At 50.7% G+C, this 15,937-nt stretch carries 16 protein-coding genes and 1 tRNA gene; 1 reads left to right on the plus strand and 16 read right to left on the minus strand.

Features of this window, described 5'->3' with window-relative positions; genetic code table 11:
• Nucleotides 1-18: 18 nt before the first annotated feature.
• The 16 genes from grpM to ompC all read right to left on the minus strand — a co-directional run bounded on the left by grpM (nt 19) and on the right by ompC (nt 13,941).
• The gene (grpM, locus tag ACRDCA_RS25585; protein ID WP_438692025.1) at nt 19-2,571 is read right to left on the minus strand and encodes a glycyl radical diol dehydratase GrpM; all 2,553 of its coding nucleotides are present in this window, start codon (nt 2,569-2,571) and stop codon (nt 19-21) included.
• Between the two features lie 47 nt (nt 2,572-2,618).
• On the minus strand, nt 2,619-3,194 hold the full coding sequence (locus tag ACRDCA_RS25590; protein WP_438692026.1) for a DJ-1/PfpI family protein: 576 nt from the start codon (nt 3,192-3,194) through the stop codon (nt 2,619-2,621).
• A gap of 10 nt (nt 3,195-3,204) precedes the next feature.
• A complete protein-coding gene (locus ACRDCA_RS25595; RefSeq protein WP_438692027.1) occupies nt 3,205-3,504 on the minus strand; it encodes a BMC domain-containing protein in 300 nt (99 codons plus the stop codon).
• A gap of 23 nt (nt 3,505-3,527) precedes the next feature.
• Nucleotides 3,528-5,027, minus strand: coding sequence for an aldehyde dehydrogenase family protein (locus ACRDCA_RS25600; protein WP_438692028.1), 1,500 nt, complete (start codon nt 5,025-5,027; stop codon nt 3,528-3,530).
• A gap of 52 nt (nt 5,028-5,079) precedes the next feature.
• Nucleotides 5,080-5,865, minus strand: coding sequence for a propanediol utilization microcompartment protein PduB (gene pduB, locus ACRDCA_RS25605; RefSeq protein WP_438692029.1), 786 nt, complete (start codon nt 5,863-5,865; stop codon nt 5,080-5,082).
• Between the two features lie 21 nt (nt 5,866-5,886).
• A complete protein-coding gene (gene grpH, locus ACRDCA_RS25610) occupies nt 5,887-6,168 on the minus strand; it encodes a propanediol utilization system shell hexameric protein GrpH (protein ID WP_438692030.1) in 282 nt (93 codons plus the stop codon).
• A gap of 269 nt (nt 6,169-6,437) precedes the next feature.
• Nucleotides 6,438-7,637: a propionate kinase gene (gene tdcD / locus ACRDCA_RS25615; protein WP_438692031.1), complete on the minus strand. Its 1,200-nt coding sequence runs from the start codon at nt 7,635-7,637 to the stop codon at nt 6,438-6,440.
• A 38-nt stretch (nt 7,638-7,675) separates the two neighbouring features.
• Nucleotides 7,676-8,188 (minus strand): GlcG/HbpS family heme-binding protein, encoded by a 513-nt coding sequence (locus tag ACRDCA_RS25620; RefSeq protein ID WP_438692032.1) that lies wholly within the window; start codon nt 8,186-8,188, stop codon nt 7,676-7,678.
• Nucleotides 8,189-8,223: 35 nt separating this feature from the next.
• Entirely contained in the window at nt 8,224-8,496 is a 273-nt protein-coding gene (locus ACRDCA_RS25625; RefSeq protein ID WP_438692033.1) for a EutN/CcmL family microcompartment protein, read from the minus strand.
• Between the two features lie 8 nt (nt 8,497-8,504).
• Nucleotides 8,505-9,245: a hypothetical protein gene (locus tag ACRDCA_RS25630; RefSeq protein WP_438692034.1), complete on the minus strand. Its 741-nt coding sequence runs from the start codon at nt 9,243-9,245 to the stop codon at nt 8,505-8,507.
• Between the two features lie 62 nt (nt 9,246-9,307).
• Entirely contained in the window at nt 9,308-10,000 is a 693-nt protein-coding gene (gene pduL / locus ACRDCA_RS25635) for a phosphate propanoyltransferase (protein WP_438692035.1), read from the minus strand.
• A 140-nt stretch (nt 10,001-10,140) separates the two neighbouring features.
• On the minus strand, nt 10,141-11,259 hold the full coding sequence (locus tag ACRDCA_RS25640) for a 1-propanol dehydrogenase PduQ (RefSeq protein WP_438692036.1): 1,119 nt from the start codon (nt 11,257-11,259) through the stop codon (nt 10,141-10,143).
• 341 nt (nt 11,260-11,600) lie between these two features.
• Nucleotides 11,601-11,688: transfer RNA gene (locus ACRDCA_RS25645), tRNA-Ser, on the minus strand.
• A 158-nt stretch (nt 11,689-11,846) separates the two neighbouring features.
• The gene (osmE, locus tag ACRDCA_RS25650) at nt 11,847-12,176 is read right to left on the minus strand and encodes an osmotically-inducible lipoprotein OsmE (protein ID WP_438692037.1); all 330 of its coding nucleotides are present in this window, start codon (nt 12,174-12,176) and stop codon (nt 11,847-11,849) included.
• A 79-nt stretch (nt 12,177-12,255) separates the two neighbouring features.
• Nucleotides 12,256-12,672, minus strand: a complete 417-nt coding sequence (locus ACRDCA_RS25655; protein ID WP_438692038.1) for a VOC family protein — start codon at nt 12,670-12,672, stop codon at nt 12,256-12,258.
• Nucleotides 12,673-12,825: 153 nt separating this feature from the next.
• The gene (gene ompC / locus ACRDCA_RS25660) at nt 12,826-13,941 is read right to left on the minus strand and encodes a porin OmpC (protein ID WP_438692039.1); all 1,116 of its coding nucleotides are present in this window, start codon (nt 13,939-13,941) and stop codon (nt 12,826-12,828) included.
• 842 nt (nt 13,942-14,783) lie between these two features.
• Between ompC and ACRDCA_RS25665 the strand changes: the two genes are divergently transcribed.
• Entirely contained in the window at nt 14,784-15,935 is a 1,152-nt protein-coding gene (locus ACRDCA_RS25665) for an MFS transporter (protein ID WP_438692040.1), read from the plus strand.
• The last annotated feature ends 2 nt before the right edge of the window (nt 15,936-15,937 follow it).

Below are 15,937 nucleotides of genomic sequence, written 5' to 3' on the forward strand. Positions count from 1 at the left end.
TTATAGCGTTTGAATTAATTAAAGTTGCTGCTCGGTACGGCTGATAATGTCATCCTGAACCTCTTTCGCCAGCACCACAAACTGGGCGCTGTACCCAGCCACTCGCACCACTAAATCCTGGTGCTGCTGTGGGTTTTTTTGTGCCTCAAGCAGGATATCGCGATCGATGACGTTAAACTGAACATGCATCCCTTTTTTGTCGAAGTAGTTTCTGACCAGGCCACTGAAGTGACGTAGTCCATTTTCGCCAGCTAACGAAGATGGCAGGAATTTCTGGTTGTAAAGCGTGCCATTGGAAGCAATAAAGTGGTCGAGTTTTGCCACTGAGTTGGCCGCTGCAGTCGGCCCAAGCGTATCTTTACCCTGGCGCGGTGACACACCATCGGCCAACGGTTCTTTCGCCAAACGCCCATCAGGCAGTGCTCCAACATCCTTACCAAACAGCACGTTAGCAGATACCGGGTAGATCCCGGCCTGGAACTGACCGCCACGTGGGTTGGTGTACTTTTCGACTTCCTGGCAATAAATCAGTGCACAACGGCGTGCGACCAGATCGACATCATCGATATCGTTACCGAAACAAGGGGTGTTTTCCAGAATATGACGGATCTCTTCATGGTGAGAAATTTTCTCCGCCGAAGCGGTAACCGCCCCACCATTTGAAAGTTGACGATAGACTTCATTCTTGATGGCCGCAGGATCCAGAGAACCATGCTGGTCAATAATCCGCTTGACCACGTCATAAACATCTTGCTCGCCCAGCGAGGATTTCCCGGCAACGGCTTGAGGTGCTGCACTACCCACCGAGTAACCGAAGTTCGCATCAAGGGCACCTTTGAGATCATTGAGCGTCAGCTTGCGATCCTCAAACACCTGTTTCTGGATGGCGTAAACAGAATCCCCAGTATCGGCGATGCCAAAGGCCTGTGGACCGGTGAAGTTATAGATTGCACCGCCTTCCTGTAGTGATTTGCCGCGACCAATACAATCATCCACCAGAGCCGACAAGAATGGCAGCGGGCAACGCTCGCCATGGGCAATATCCACGCTGTTGCAGGCTTCTACCAGTTGATGTACAAAATGTGCCATCTGTTGCTTGAAGGCCACATAGAAATCATCCATCCCGGTGTATTGCGTCAACTCTCCCGTTACCGGCCCCAGCTGTTTATTCCCTACTCGCCCGCCATTAAGCGTGATCTCCAACACTTTGGCCACGTTGAAAAATGCCGCATCGTGCCAACCTTCGGTACGATGCGGTGCCTGCGGTTCCACACAGCCGATAATGCAATAATCACGAGCATCACGCAGTGTGACCCCCCGGTTTTGCAGCGCGGGAATGATCACTTCGTCGTTATACATTGCCGGAACGCCCAGCCCCATGCGCACCAGTTCGCAGGCACGATACAGGAACTCGTCAGGTGTCCCTTGCCAGACACGGATAGAGAATGACGGTTGCGGCAGGCGTACGTGTGCTGTCGCTTCCATGCACATGTAGCTCAGAGGGTTAGTCGCATCACGCCCGTCCTCTGTTTGCCCGCCCACGCACAGGTTTTGGAATACCGCATACCCTGCAAAAGCTTGCGCCGACACTTCATCACGCGTTTTATTGATGTCGTTGAGTTTGATCCAGCAACAATCGACCAGTTCCTGAGCAAACTCTTTGGAGATCGACTTATCCGCCGCCAGGTACGGATACATATATTGGTCAAAACGCCCTGGGGAAATGGAGTGACCGCTGGATTCAATTTGCAGCATGCTCTGGATAAACCAGAAGGTTTGGCAGGCTTGCCAGAAGGTTGTAGCGCCGTTCTCAGGCACGCTGGAACAGTTTTGTGCAATCTGTTCCAGTTCACGTTTACGCACCAGGTCACTTTCCTGTTGGGCCAGGCGGGTAGCCTCTTGAGCGTAGCGGTGCGCAAATTTAATCGCGGCGTTATAGCTGATCAGCACCGCTTTATAGAACTGCTCTTTCTTGATATAGCCCGGCTCGTTGCGATCCAGCGCTTCCAACGCTCTGGTGACTTCGTTAATAATGCCACGAAAGCCGATTTTCAATACTTTGCCATAATCCACGCTGACATGGCCGACCCCACCAAAGAAGTAGTTCCCAACGGTGAATACCCCGCTGGCCATACTCTCTTTGGTACCTTCCGACATATAGGATGCCGCAAGCGAGCTGGTGGTTTTACCCGGCCAATATTTAAACGCTTCGTGCAGCTCCTGCGCGGTTTTCTTTGGAATAATAAACGGATCGGCAACACGGTGCTCCATGCTGTCGAACTCTTTCTCTACCCAGTCGTAGGAGAATTCAGGGCAAATTTCGGTCGAACGTGGATTAATGGTGACCGCGCCCACAATCAGCTCATCCGGGCGGATGGTTATCGGCAATTGGTTAAAAATCTTCTCGACCACTTTTGCCCGGCGCATAATGGCTGGCAGTTGTTCGCTTTCTTTATAAGCTTCGGTAGCCAGCACTGCACGCTCAGATTCAACATAAGGCTTGGCCTGTAAAATCATGTTTTTGAGTCTTACAACACGTTCGGTCGGATTAGAAAAACCTTTCTCTAACATACAATAACTCCCGAAATTAATGATTTAACCTTGCGGCAGTGCAGGGCTTAATGGATAATTCTGGTACCCATCAGATTAATAAAACTGCGTAATATGGCAGGATGAGCCATCCAGGTTGGTGCGGTGATCAAGTTGCCATCCATCACCGCCTCATCGTCAGCGGTGGCAACCCAAATGCCACCCGCCAACTCAACCTCGGGTTTCACCGTGAAATACCCCGTCAGTTTTTTTCCTTTTAAAATTCCCGCGGCGACTAATATCTGCGGGCCATGACAAATAGCGGCGACAGGTAATGATAGACTCATGGCTTGGCAAACAAGACTCAGTACGGATTTATTGAGACGCAGATATTCTGATGAGCGCCCACCTGAAATATAAAAACCGCAGTAGTCCTGTAGCCTTATTTCATTGAAAGAGGCCGTCAGCCGAAATAAATGGCCGGGCTTTTCACTATAAGTCTGATCGCCTTCAAAATCGTGGATCGCCGTCTTGATATATTCACCTTCCCCCTTTCCTGGGCAAACTACATCGACTCTGAAACCTAACATGGTTAACGCCTGCCAAGGCACCATGACTTCATAGTCTTCAGAGAAGTCGCCTGCAAGCAATAAGATCTTCTTCATCAGCGAACTCTCAGAATATGTTAGTATCGTCCTCGATAACTCGCATGGCCTCATTAACCGCGGAGACCTCACCAAATATCGCCAAGGTAGTAATATGCTGTGGGCAACTGCCAAAGATTTCCGATACCACCACATGGGCACTTTTACTGGCGGCATCCGCATAAAAATAGAGATCGGGCACCGGCAACATCACCAGACCAATGGCATCAACACGAATCAAATCAAGCCTGGTGCGAAACTCGCCAGGCATCCGGCGTTTTAGCATTGCCACAATGTCTAGAGTCGGTGCGTTTATGATGCGTTTTTTCATCTTCAGGTTACCCTCAGCCTTGCTCAACGAATATGTAGCGCTTCGACCATGACACAGCGGCGATTTCTTGCGAACGCCCGTGCGGATGTCAGCCCTTCACCGGTTGGCCCTGCGATGGTAAAGGTGGCATATCCCTCGCCCCCTACGCCCAATCCTGCATAGGACGGTCCATTCTTCACAAAAATGGTGGTCTGGATCTGACGAGCCATCTTGGTGAGCTTTTCGACATTGGTTGAGTGCATAACGGCAGTATGGCGATTGCCATGTTCTACCTTCACCGCCAGATCGATCGCTTCATCCACGTTGTCCACACGGACGACGGGCAGCACCGGCATCATCAACTCATGCACCACAAAAGGATGATCCTTCTCGGTTTCAACCAGGATAACCTTGGTCTCCTCCGGCGCACGTACCCCCAGTTGTTGCAGGATATACAGTGCATCTTTACCGACCAGGGCGGTGTTCGGACCACTTCCCTTTTCGTTCAACACCAGCGTTTGCAATTGCTGGATCAGTTTTTTATCGCACAATAGATAGCCGCCACTCTTCTTCATGCAATGAATCAAATAGTCCGCGACCTGATTGACCACAATGACTTCTTTTTCGGCTACGCAGGGAAGATTGTTATCGAAACTGCATCCCTTGATAATGTCCTGGGCCGCCTTTTCGATATTGGCCGTTTCATCCACCACGACAGGGGGATTGCCAGCCCCGGCTCCGATAGCCTTTTTGCCAGAAGACATCACGGTTTTCACAATCGCCGGGCCCCCGGTAGCCACCAGCATATTGATCCGCGGATCATTGATTAACGCATTGGTGTTTTCAATGGAAGGCGTGGTTACCGTCACCACCATATTGGCTGGCGCCCCCAAACTGGCGAGCTTGTTATTAATTAACTCGACAGCATATAAAGAGACCTGTCGCGAACGAGGGTGCGGACTGAACACCACGGTGTTACCCGCAGCCAACATGCCAATGCTGTTATTGATGATGGTTTCCGTCGGGTTGGTTGTTGGCGTAATAGAACCAATGACCCCATAAGCGGAATACTCCATTAACGTTAAACCGCTATCGCCACTTAGCGCGCTGGTGGTCAAGTCTTCCAGACCCGGAGTTTTCAGCGCCGCTACGCGGTTTTTTATCAGCTTATCGTGATAGTTTCCCATCCCGGTTTCTTCTACCGCCATGCGGGAGATGGCCTGCAACACCGCCTCCTGCAGAAAGACTTCGCGAATACCGTTAATAAAAGTCCCGCGATCCTGCATGGAACAATGACGATACTGGATTTGTGCCTGCACGGCTGCGGTAATCGCTTCATCCATGGTGGCAAATGCACCGTTACCCGTAAAGGAGGTAGCGGTTGCGGTTTGCTTGGCCAGCACCCTGGCAATAATAGCGTCCAGGCTGTCAGTCTCATTCCCTTGGCTGACAGCGGACGCGACCGCTGAAGTAACCTCTGGCTTCGCCTTGGTGTACTTGCTCAGAACAGTCGAGACGGCTTGAGCAATTTCAATATCATTCATGCTGTTGATTCCTTACTTCACATCGCTTCGCACACACAATAAGCCCGAAGAGTCAGATATAAGGCTTGGTCGTGGATTTAATCGGTGTCGGATCCAGCGTGGAAAGCAATTGTAGCCCCACTTCACGCGCAGCGATCACAGCCTGGCGAACCGCACCGGAATCACCAGCAAAGGTAAAGATCACCTCATTGCTGAAACTGGTACCTTTAGCCGGGCTGGCATAGCCAATAGGCTCAATCACCGCTGACTTAGCGGCGGTATCGGCAATAACCACGCCAATCGCCGCCGGGGAAGCACAGGTCATGCCAAAGGATTTGCCGATGGGTGCGCCAAACGCTTTATTCAGGGCATTACTGGCACGGGCGGTATACTGGAATTCAAGGTGGCCCGCCGGGGAGCCGTACACATCGCCCATGGTACGGTCAATTTCGGACAGAGCCACCTCAACGGCACGGCGCACATCGGAAACATCTTCGGCACCAAAGATAATCAAACAACCGTGGCCACCACCTCCCTCAGTATCGCGAGCCAACTCGATGGTCAAAATTTCGCTGTTAGTCGCTTTAACGGCTTCATCAGCAGCAAAAATATGTGGCCCGGCACCGGTGCGTGCGCCCAGAATACCGATAGAACGATATTTTTTGTCGATATTCATAACTTCATGCAACTGATGATCGACATTGGCAATTACCAGACCAATAGTATGCCCCAGAGCCGTGCCCACAAACTCCGTTAAACCACACCCGTTAAAACGATCGGCAGTCTTGTTATTGGCACTGTCATCGGTCTGTCTATTCATTACTTCAGATATAATCTGCTCGACAAGATTATCTTTCATGATCGGTATCCTCTGGCGTTATTAACCGACGGCTTTCGGCAGAATTTTTTCCACTTCAATATGAGGGCGCGGAATAACGTGTACGGAGACCAGTTCACCCACTTTGGTGGCAGCCGCAGAACCCGCATCTGTAGCAGCCTTAACCGCCCCTACATCGCCACGCACCATGACGGTAACCAGGCCAGAGCCTATCTTCTCGTAACCCACCAGAGTCACGTTGGCGGATTTCACCATGGTATCTGCGGCTTCAATTGCAGAGACCAGGCCTTTAGTTTCAACCATACCTAACGCTTCTTGTTGCATAACGACCTCATTTATTCCATTGGGATAATAAATGCAGAGGAATAGCCGATACGGTTCTTTCCCTGCACGTCATCTATTCACGCAAGATAATATTATGGATATCAAGACAAAATGTTTTGCCCGTCTGCGAGACTATCTTGTTATCTCAACAACCGGCTGGACAATAAAATCCACCTGAAGTTAAACCGCCATCTCTCTATGCTTACCCTGAATAACGGCCAGCACTAAGCACGGGTATTCATTGCCCTAATCTCGTAAGGTTTAAAGAATTAAAGCGCGCCAGCAATCGCAGCAGCATCCCGGGCGATCATTTTCTCTTCATTAGTAGGAATAACGGCGACGATAGGGGTATCTGGTAGAGAAATCACCTCGTGGAGGCCACCATAGGTTTGCTGGTTTTTCGTCTCATCAAGTTGCAGGCCAAACACGCCGAGCCGTTTGATGGTCAACTCCCTGACCAGGGCTGAGTTCTCACCGATGCCGCCGGTGAATATCAGCGCATCCAACCGTGGGAGAGAAGTGAGATGTGCGCCCAGATGGCGGGCCAAACGGTGCACCATCACATCGATGGCCAGGGAAGCACGCGGGTGACCTTGGCTACGCGCTTCCTGCAACGTGCGGCAATCGCTGGACAACCCCGACAAACCATACAATCCAGATTGGTTATTCACCATCTGGTAAAGCGACTCGATCGACTGCCCTGTACAGGTTGCGATATAAGCCGCTGCACCAAAATCCAGATCGCCACAACGCGTGCCCATTACCAGGCCTTCCAGCGGCGTCATCCCCATCGATGTGTCCACACTTTGACCATTTTTGACCGCACATACCGATGAACCATTACCCAAATGGGCAATAAGGATGCCGTGATCGGTGGGATCCAGGCCGAGCACCGTAATGGCCTGTGCGGCAATATAACGATGGGAAGTACCATGAAAACCATAACGCCTGACCTTATAACGCTCCAGATATTCGTGTGGGATCGCGTAGGTATAGGCCTCTGGCGGCAGCGTCTGGTGATAAGCCGTATCAAAAACAGCCACCTGCGGTAGTGTAGGCAACAGCGCTATCGTAGCTTCAATGCCAATCAGGTTGGCCGGATTATGTAACGGAGCCAACGCCGAGAGCGCGCTGATTTTCTCCATCACTTCACGGTTGATCAACGCAGAGTGGCTGAACTCACTGCCACCATGAGCAACCCGATGACCAATGGCACCGATCGAAGGCAACCATTGCCGCTGATCCAATTCGCCAAACAGGATTTTTAGCGCAAAATGATGGCTGGTTTCCGCCAACATCCGCGTAGATTTAGTACCAGCCTGATCCTTAAATGTGATGCTGGCATTATCTGATCCCAATCTTTCAGCCAGCCCGGAAAATACCGGTTCTCCTTCTGCCAAGGGGAGCAGTGAAAACTTCAGCGAGGACGAACCACAATTAATAACCAGAATCAGTGAAGCTAAGGACATGTTGACCCCTGTCAGTAAAAACCAATTTAAAAAAATCGTTATGTTCTAGAAGCCGTGAGCGCATAGTATTTTGCGCTAAACCGTTCAAGCGCCTTACAGGCGATGTTAAGATCTTGTTCGACGTTGCCACCGCTAATGCCAATAGCACCCAATAACTGCCCTTGCGACCAGCAGGGCAGACCACCGCCAATACAACAAATCCCATTCTCATTTTGCAGGCCATAAAGTTCAGCTCCGGGTTGCACTTGAAGAGCGAGTTCATGGGTGGGAATTCTGAGCGCCGCGGCGGTCCAAGCTTTTTGATAAGCCAGGCTATGACTTACCAGCAAGACGTTATCCATGCTGAAGAAATAGCGCTGGTATCCACAGGCATCCACCAGGCTAAACACCACTGCAACATCACAAGCCTGCGCCTCCTGGCTGGCAAAATATGCCAAGGCAGAGGCGTCTTCCAGGCTTAGAGAGAGCTGCCGTTCCGGCAATTGATTGGCAATGGCCGAACTAATCCAACGATCAAGCCGGGGATCAGGAAAACTACCGTGTGCAGGCATATCTGTTTCTCCTAAAATATATCGCTCAGCACCCGCTATCTGTGGTTAAACTCCAGAGCGTCCACAATGCCTACGACGGCAGCATCGATAACAGAGTGCTCTTTGCTGTTGCTCATACGTGCCGAACTGCCGGTAGTGACAATAACAATCTCGTCATTACCCGCCCCGACGAAGTCCACCGCCACCTGGGCGGTACCGGTTGGTTGATAATGTTCATCGAGTCTTGCTACAAACAGTAATTTGCAGCCATTTAATGAAGCATGCTTGGTGGTTGAGACCAGCGCGCCTGTGACCTTTGCCAGATACATAACTCCCCCTATGAACCACGAATTACGGTGATGTTCTGGTCGCGGATCTCATCCTGCGCGGCAGGTGTCACCAATGTGTGGCGAGCGATAAACAACGTTTCCCCTACCGCAAGCAGGCGAACATCCTTTAGTGTGATCAGTTGATCCCTCTTGCCGGTTAATACCTCACCGTTAGCCACCGATCTGGACGAACTGGTCATTTCCTTACCGGAAATCACAATGCCAAACTGAACCAACGTAGCAACATACTTGGCAATTGTTGCCAATAACGGTGCCGGTAGCACAGTGGTGCCGCTGTGACATTCAGGGTTTAAAGTAACAATGATCTGTTTTTGCCTGCTGAGCGCATGAAATGCCCACATGCTGGCAATGTTATCTCTGATCCCCAATGCAATTTTCGTCAGGCTATTGGTGGAAAGTGCCGGTAAAAACAGGCTGCAATAATCTTCATCATCTGGCTGGGGCCCTCGCTCAGTAAACAACGCCCCAGCGCATTGTGCTGCCACCGCCTTGATACAGGCGCCTTGCAGTCCTGAAAGACTGGCACTATGGGAAAACGTTACCAGTAGCTGATAACCCGCCTTATCCAAGGCCAACAGACTGGTCAGGGTAACGGGCAAAGCACTGAGATCTTCCCCGGTAATGACAACCCGAACCTTTTTACGCCCGGCGTTAAGCGAACGATGTTTCTCGGCCAGCAGTTGGGAGATAGCCTTGTCCAGCAACCGTGATAACGTCAGACTGTCCATAAATGTCCTCTTTTCACTCCACATTCATGGCCATGTGCCAGCGCTGAGTGGCGTGGCTTGCCTCAGCCATGGCTGATATCCGCAAACACCCGATGCACGACATCCCCATTGCGCAAGCCGAACCCATTGGCCTCCTCCACATCAATATGCAGTTCCAGCACCGCATCCGCGCTGACACGCACCACCACATGACTCAGCATCCCGGCGCGCAGTCCTTCAGCCTGGATAGTGATTTCCATCCCATCACGTAGACCATGCCGCTCTGCCTCTTGCGGTGATATATGAATGTGGCGCCAGGCAACGATCGCCCCCTGTGGCTTCACCACACTGCCGTGCGGGCCAATAATTTCAATCCCCGGGGAGTCCTCCAGATCGCCTGACATACGCACCGGAGCCTTGATTCCCAATACGAAGCTATCTGCAACCGAGAGCTCCACCTGAGTCACCTTGCGCAACGGCCCCAGCACTCGTACTTTGGCTATCTCCCCTTTGCAGCTGCGCAGCGTTACCGTCTCTTGAGCAGCAAACTGGCCCGGTTGTTTGACCGCCTTCATCCGCGTAAGCGTAGAGCCATAGCCGAACAGTGCATCCATATCTTCACGACACAGGTGAACATGGCGGTTAGAGATGCCAACAGGGATCGCCAACCGTTGATTGATATCAACGGATGTTGAACGTAGCTGGCTTTTCCCGGCCGCCAGTTCCTGCATAATTTGTTGCGTGATCCATTCAGCCTGTTGTTGTTGGTAATTCATAACGTGAAACCTGATAAATAAGTGATAAAACGGTGCCATTCCGCGGGTGTATTTCAGGATATTCAGACTCGCAAAACGCTTTTTGCCTTTAGACTGGATTTTTTTTACCCGCTGCGTCCACAGGGACAATCTTGTCCAGACTAGCCAACGATCAGGGACAGCAGTTGGTTGATGTCCTGCGGTGAAGCCTGCCGAGGATTTGAGGCAGTGCACCCATCCGCCAGCGCGGCATCAATGAGTTGCTCACGCAACCGTTCGAAGGCGGCAATATCAATACCTAGCTTTTTCAATGTTGCGGGAATGGCAAACTGCTGGTTGAGATTACGGATCTGCTGCACCAACTGAGCAATACTCTGACGCGGGCAGTCATGCTGTATTCCCATAATAAAAGCGCATTTCAGATAACGCTCGAGCGTCTGTGGCGAGGCTTGCTCAGCATTAAACTCAATCAATAAAGGAAGCAGCATAGCGTTAATTTTGCCATGAGGAATATGCAACATACCGCCAATAGCATGAGCCATACCGTGAACCAGCCCCAGCCCTGCGGAATTAAAGGCCATTCCAGCCATGCAGGAGGCATTGTGCATATGCATGCGCGCCTGAATATTTTTCTCGTCGTTGTAGATCAATGGCAAATTACGCCACGTCAAATCGATCGCCTTTTCCGCCAACGCATCGCTAAAATCATTAGCTCCGGTAGAGACCAGCGCTTCGATCGCATGGGTTAATACGTCCATCCCCGTATCCACCGCGATATGACGCGGCACGCTCAATACCAGGTGCGGATCCAGAATGGCCACATCTGGCATAAGAGCCTGAGCAATCAATGGGTATTTACGGCCATTTTCCGGTTCGGAAATAATGGCGTAGGACGTCACCTCGGAGCCTGAACCGCTGGTGGTGGGAATGGCAATCAACTCAATCCGATGGTTTTGATCGAGGGCTTCAAGGGTCACCTTAATGCCTTTGGCGGCATCCAGTGACGATCCTCCCCCCAAAGCAACAATGGCATCGGGCTTAAAGGATTTAAATTGTGCAGCACCGGCCTTTAGAATATCGACGTTTGGATCGGGTTTTACCTCCCCAAAAACGGACACCGAGGCATGGGGCATCGCATCGATCAGATAGCGAGTTTTGCCCGAGCTCACCATAAAATCATCGGTAACGATCGCCACTTTTTTATGATTCAGATGACTTAAAAACGTAATTGAATCTTCACCAAAATAAACTTTAGGGCTGAAAAAAGAAGAAGTTGCCATTATTGAAATACCTTGGTTTTATTGCCTGTATTGCGAATATACGGCTCACAATGAGATGCAATTAACCTAGCATGGCGATATCTTATAAAGGCTACCCATGGTTGTGCAGCTGAAGGATTTTTTTGCGCAGTTGGTTTGCCGTGAGCAAAAAAGTGCGGTTCGGTGAGTTCAGGTAATTCTGACTTGGTTACACAAAGCGTTTGTCGCTTTCACACCTCCCCTTGCTGTGTGTAGTGGCCCATGACCTCCAAGCAGCCAATCCGGTTGCGCTTACGCGTAACGCGCCGTGCCCGGTGCACAAACAAAAAACCCCAAGCTCTTGCGAGCTTGGGGTCAGTATTTGGCGGAAGGACAGAGATTCGAACTCTGGGAGCTGTTACACTCGACGGTTTTCAAGACCGTTGCCTTAAACCACTCGGCCATCCTTCCAATGGGCGCAGATATTAACGATACCGTTATGAAATGTCTATCGTTTTCGCGTAAAAAAATGCGTCAACAGGTTCGTTCGCTTAAATTTCAGGCCGATTGTGGTTAAAAAAACCAAAAACCCCGCACTGGCGAGGTTCTTTTGCACGAAAAACATTCAATTACTTGGGTTGAGTATCATACTCTGAACAACTCTGATAACCCTTGTTCATCACGTGGCCAGTATCGTTGTAGCTGACAAAATAGGTCTGCGCTTTGCCGTCTCGTGGTGCCACGGCGTAAGTATCACAGGTACCCTGTGCATGGATCAGGGATGCAGAGGTCGATGGTGGCCCGGCAATGGCGCGTACTTGCTGCTTGGTCATCCCGACTTTAACATCGCTTACCACAGGCTCGTTCACATAGCTCGCGGCCCTGTCATAAGTGGTACACCCAGCCAGTACGGTAAATGCCGCCGCAGTGCATACGGCCAAAATCAGTTTCTTTGTCATAGCTTATCCTCTTAGCATGCTTATTGTTCTCTAAGTGTAGAAGCTAAAAGGCTTTTCTGCCAATATTGCATCACTGCGGCTAATAGTTGGCCCAGATGCCCGGCGTAACCAGCTCCAACAGGTGGCCATCCGGGTCGCGGAAGTAAATACTCTCCGCGCCTTGTTCCCAGCGCATGCGCCCTTCTATCTCAATGCCATGTTCAGCCAATTGCAGCTCCCACAAAGGTAATTGGGCCTTGCTCACGGCCAGGCCAAGATGCTGTGGACCACTGCCGTCATGAGGGGGGATATAGCCTTCAGGATAATAAGCGCCGTTCAACGAATCCCCCGCGACAAACAACAACAGCACGCTTTGCTCGGCGATGTTATAGGCCCGGAAACGCTCATTGGCTACCATCGCTGGCAGTTTCAACACTTGCTGGTAAAAAGCCGCAGCACGCTCAATATCGCCAACATAGAGTACCGTTTCAATCACACGTTCAATCTTAAGTTCCATACCACCCCCTGATTTATCGACTTATAACCAGGATAGGTAGCTACGGGTTCAGTTGAATAGCAATCAGTGCCGCATAAAGATCAATCCGTGCGGCTGGCGAACAGGCAAAAAAAACGCGGCCCAAAGGCCGCGCTGTCACATTCACGGTGTGGCTTAGAACTGGTAAACCAGGCCTACAGCAACCACGTCGTCGGTATTGATACCGGCTCTGTCGGTAAATGTGCTGTCGTCCAGCAGGTTGATTTTGTAGTCAACGTAGGTGGACATGTTTTTGTTGAAGTAGTAGGTCGCGCCCACATCAACATATTTCAGCAGATCTTCGTCGCCATAACCGCCGCCAATGTCCTTGCCTTTAGACTGCAGGTAAGCCACGGATGGACGCAGGCCGAAGTCGAACTGGTACTGGGCAACCACTTCGAAGTTCTGTGCCTTGTTGGCGTAACCATACACAGAACTATTGCTGCTACCGAAACGGGTAGCATTGTAAGACTGGGTATACATTGCCGCCAGGTAGACGTTGTTAGCGTCGTATTTCAGACCGCCACTATAGGCTTCGGCTTTATCACCACGACCCAGGATAGAGGAGTTACCGTTAGGACCCCCGTTCTGATCGTTGGTACGATCTGAACTGAAGTAGGCAGCGGCAGCGCTGACGCCATAACCGATATCGTAGGATACGGACATACCGTAGCCGTCACCGTTCTGGTTCAGGACATCACGGCCATTGTTGCTTTCTTCGCCGTTGCCATTTTTACCCTGGTACTGCAGGGCAAAATTCAGGCCATCAACCATACCGAAGAAGTTATTGTTACGGTAGGTCACTACACCGTTGGTACGCTGGAACAGGAAGTTGTCCGCACCATAGGTATCGCCACCGAACTCAGGTAACACGTCGGTCCATGCGCCGATGTCATACATCACACCGTAGTTACGGCCGTAATCCAGTGAGCCGTAATCGCCGAATTTCAGACCAGCGAAGCCCACACGGGTGAAGGCATCATTTTCAGCTTCGGTTTGATTCAGTTGAACCTGATATTCCCACTCACCATAACCGGTCAGTTGATCGTTGATCTGAGTTTCGCCACGCAGGCCAAAACGCATGTAAGACTGATCGCCGTCGGTTTTATCGTTGTCGGAAAAATAGTGAAGACCATCGATTTTACCGAACAAATCCAGTTTATTGCCGTCTTTGTTGTAGATTTCTGCTGCACCTGCTGTGCCTGCCATCAACAGAGCTGGGACGATCAGGGAGAGTACTCGAAGTTTCATCGTTATTATCCTCTATAATTATGTCGAGCTACGGCCACTGCTCTTCTGAGCATTATTAGCGCGACTGTGCATTACCATTCTGGTAACAAGGGCTATATTAATCCAGAAAGAAAATGATACCAAGTATCCGATAGTGTTTCATTTCAATAATAAAAGGTATCGAAATGTAAATCTGGGCGAACTTTAACAAAAGTTTACCGACAATAGCAATAAGGCACCGAAAGATAAAAAAATAAATTAAACCATATAAAACAACAATATATACAAATCTTTATAAAAATAGAGATAACGGTACAAAAGTATTAATCAATAAGCACGTTGTGCCAAAAACCCGGCGTGAGCCAGGCGCTATAATCACCCCGCTATCATCATTATTTTCATTATTACCTTCATTTATCCGTATGATAATTTTTGTAGTTACAACCGGCCTCTGGCCGGTTTTTTTATAGCCAAAATCAGGCCGAATATGGAACATAAAAAGCATTTTATGCACAAATATAATCACGCGCCGATATCATAAACATATTCAACCACAGCACTAATAGCTAAATTAATAGGTAAAAACTCGCCCTAAAATTAACCAGCGGATAATTCCTCATCATTAAACGCTTAAATACCCCACCATCACATACAAAATAAGTATCTATAGTAATCAAATACTCATTTCAATAAATTTGTTACCTATGGAAATTATCTCCCTCCCCCGTCCGGAATGATTTAACACCCCCACCTCCTCCTGACAGGCTAGATAGTTAACGCGAATCCTTTCGACCCCGATCGCAGATTGTGATAAAAACAGGGGTCAATTTTAGCCACCACCCAGAGCCGATCCCGATACCTACATGACAGTGACTTGCAACGAACAAAGTAAGCCCGGTGTACCCGAGCAGAATGCCACCCGCCTGGCCTTTTTTATCGCCGGCCTTGCCATGGCTACCTGGGCACCGCTGGTGCCTTTTGCCAAAACGCGTATCGGTATTGATGACGGCTCGTTAGGCCTGTTGCTACTGTGCATCGGGGTGGGGTCAATCATGGCAATGCCCCTCACTGGACTGTTGACCGGCAAATTTGGCTGCCGACGCGTGATCCTGTTGGCGGGTGTTGCCCTGTGTATCGATTTGCCACTGCTGGTGCTGATGGATTCCACCTTGGGAATGGCATTGGCGTTGCTGCTGTTCGGGGCGGCGATTGGCATGATTGATGTTGCCATGAACATTCAGGCCGTGGTGGTCGAGCGCGCCAGCCATCGTGCCATGATGTCAGGCTTTCACGGTTTCTTCAGCGTTGGCGGGATCGCGGGGGCTGGTGGAGTCAGCGCACTATTATGGCTGGGGCTAGGGCCGCTGCAAGCTACGTTGATTGCCGTCGTGGCGATCCTGGCCCTGCTGTCGCTTGCCAGCAAAAACCTGCTGCGTGAAAGCGGCGGTGATAAGGAAGGCCCGATGTTCGTTCTGCCACGCGGATGGGTGATGTTCATTGGCCTGCTGTGCTTTATCATGTTCCTGGCGGAAGGTTCGATGCTCGACTGGAGCGCCCTGTTCCTGACCACCTCGCGCGGAATGGATCATAATCAGGCAGGATTGGGTTACGCGCTGTTCTCTATCGCCATGACCATCGGCAGACTAAATGGCGATCGCGTGGTGAATGCCATGGGTAGATATCGGGTGTTGCTGCTGGGCAGCCTGTGTGCGGCCATCGGCCTGGCGTTGGCCATCGCCATCGATAGCGTCATGGCCTCTTTGATCGGTTTTATGCTGGTTGGCGTCGGAGCATCGAATGTGGTGCCTATTCTGTTTAGCGCTGCCGGGAACCAACGCATCATGCCTGCCAACCTGGCCATCGCTTCGGTCACGACGGTGGGCTATGCCGGTATTCTGGCCGGCCCGGCAGTGATCGGGCTCATCGCCCAGATCTCCAGCCTGACGTTTGCCCTGGCCTGTGTTGCTGCATTACTGCTGATCGTCACTGCCAGCGCCAAAGCGGTCACCCGCTAATT

This window comes from Serratia sp. (in: enterobacteria), assembly GCF_051654945.1.
In the GTDB taxonomy this organism is placed as follows: Bacteria; Pseudomonadota; Gammaproteobacteria; order Enterobacterales; family Enterobacteriaceae; genus Chania.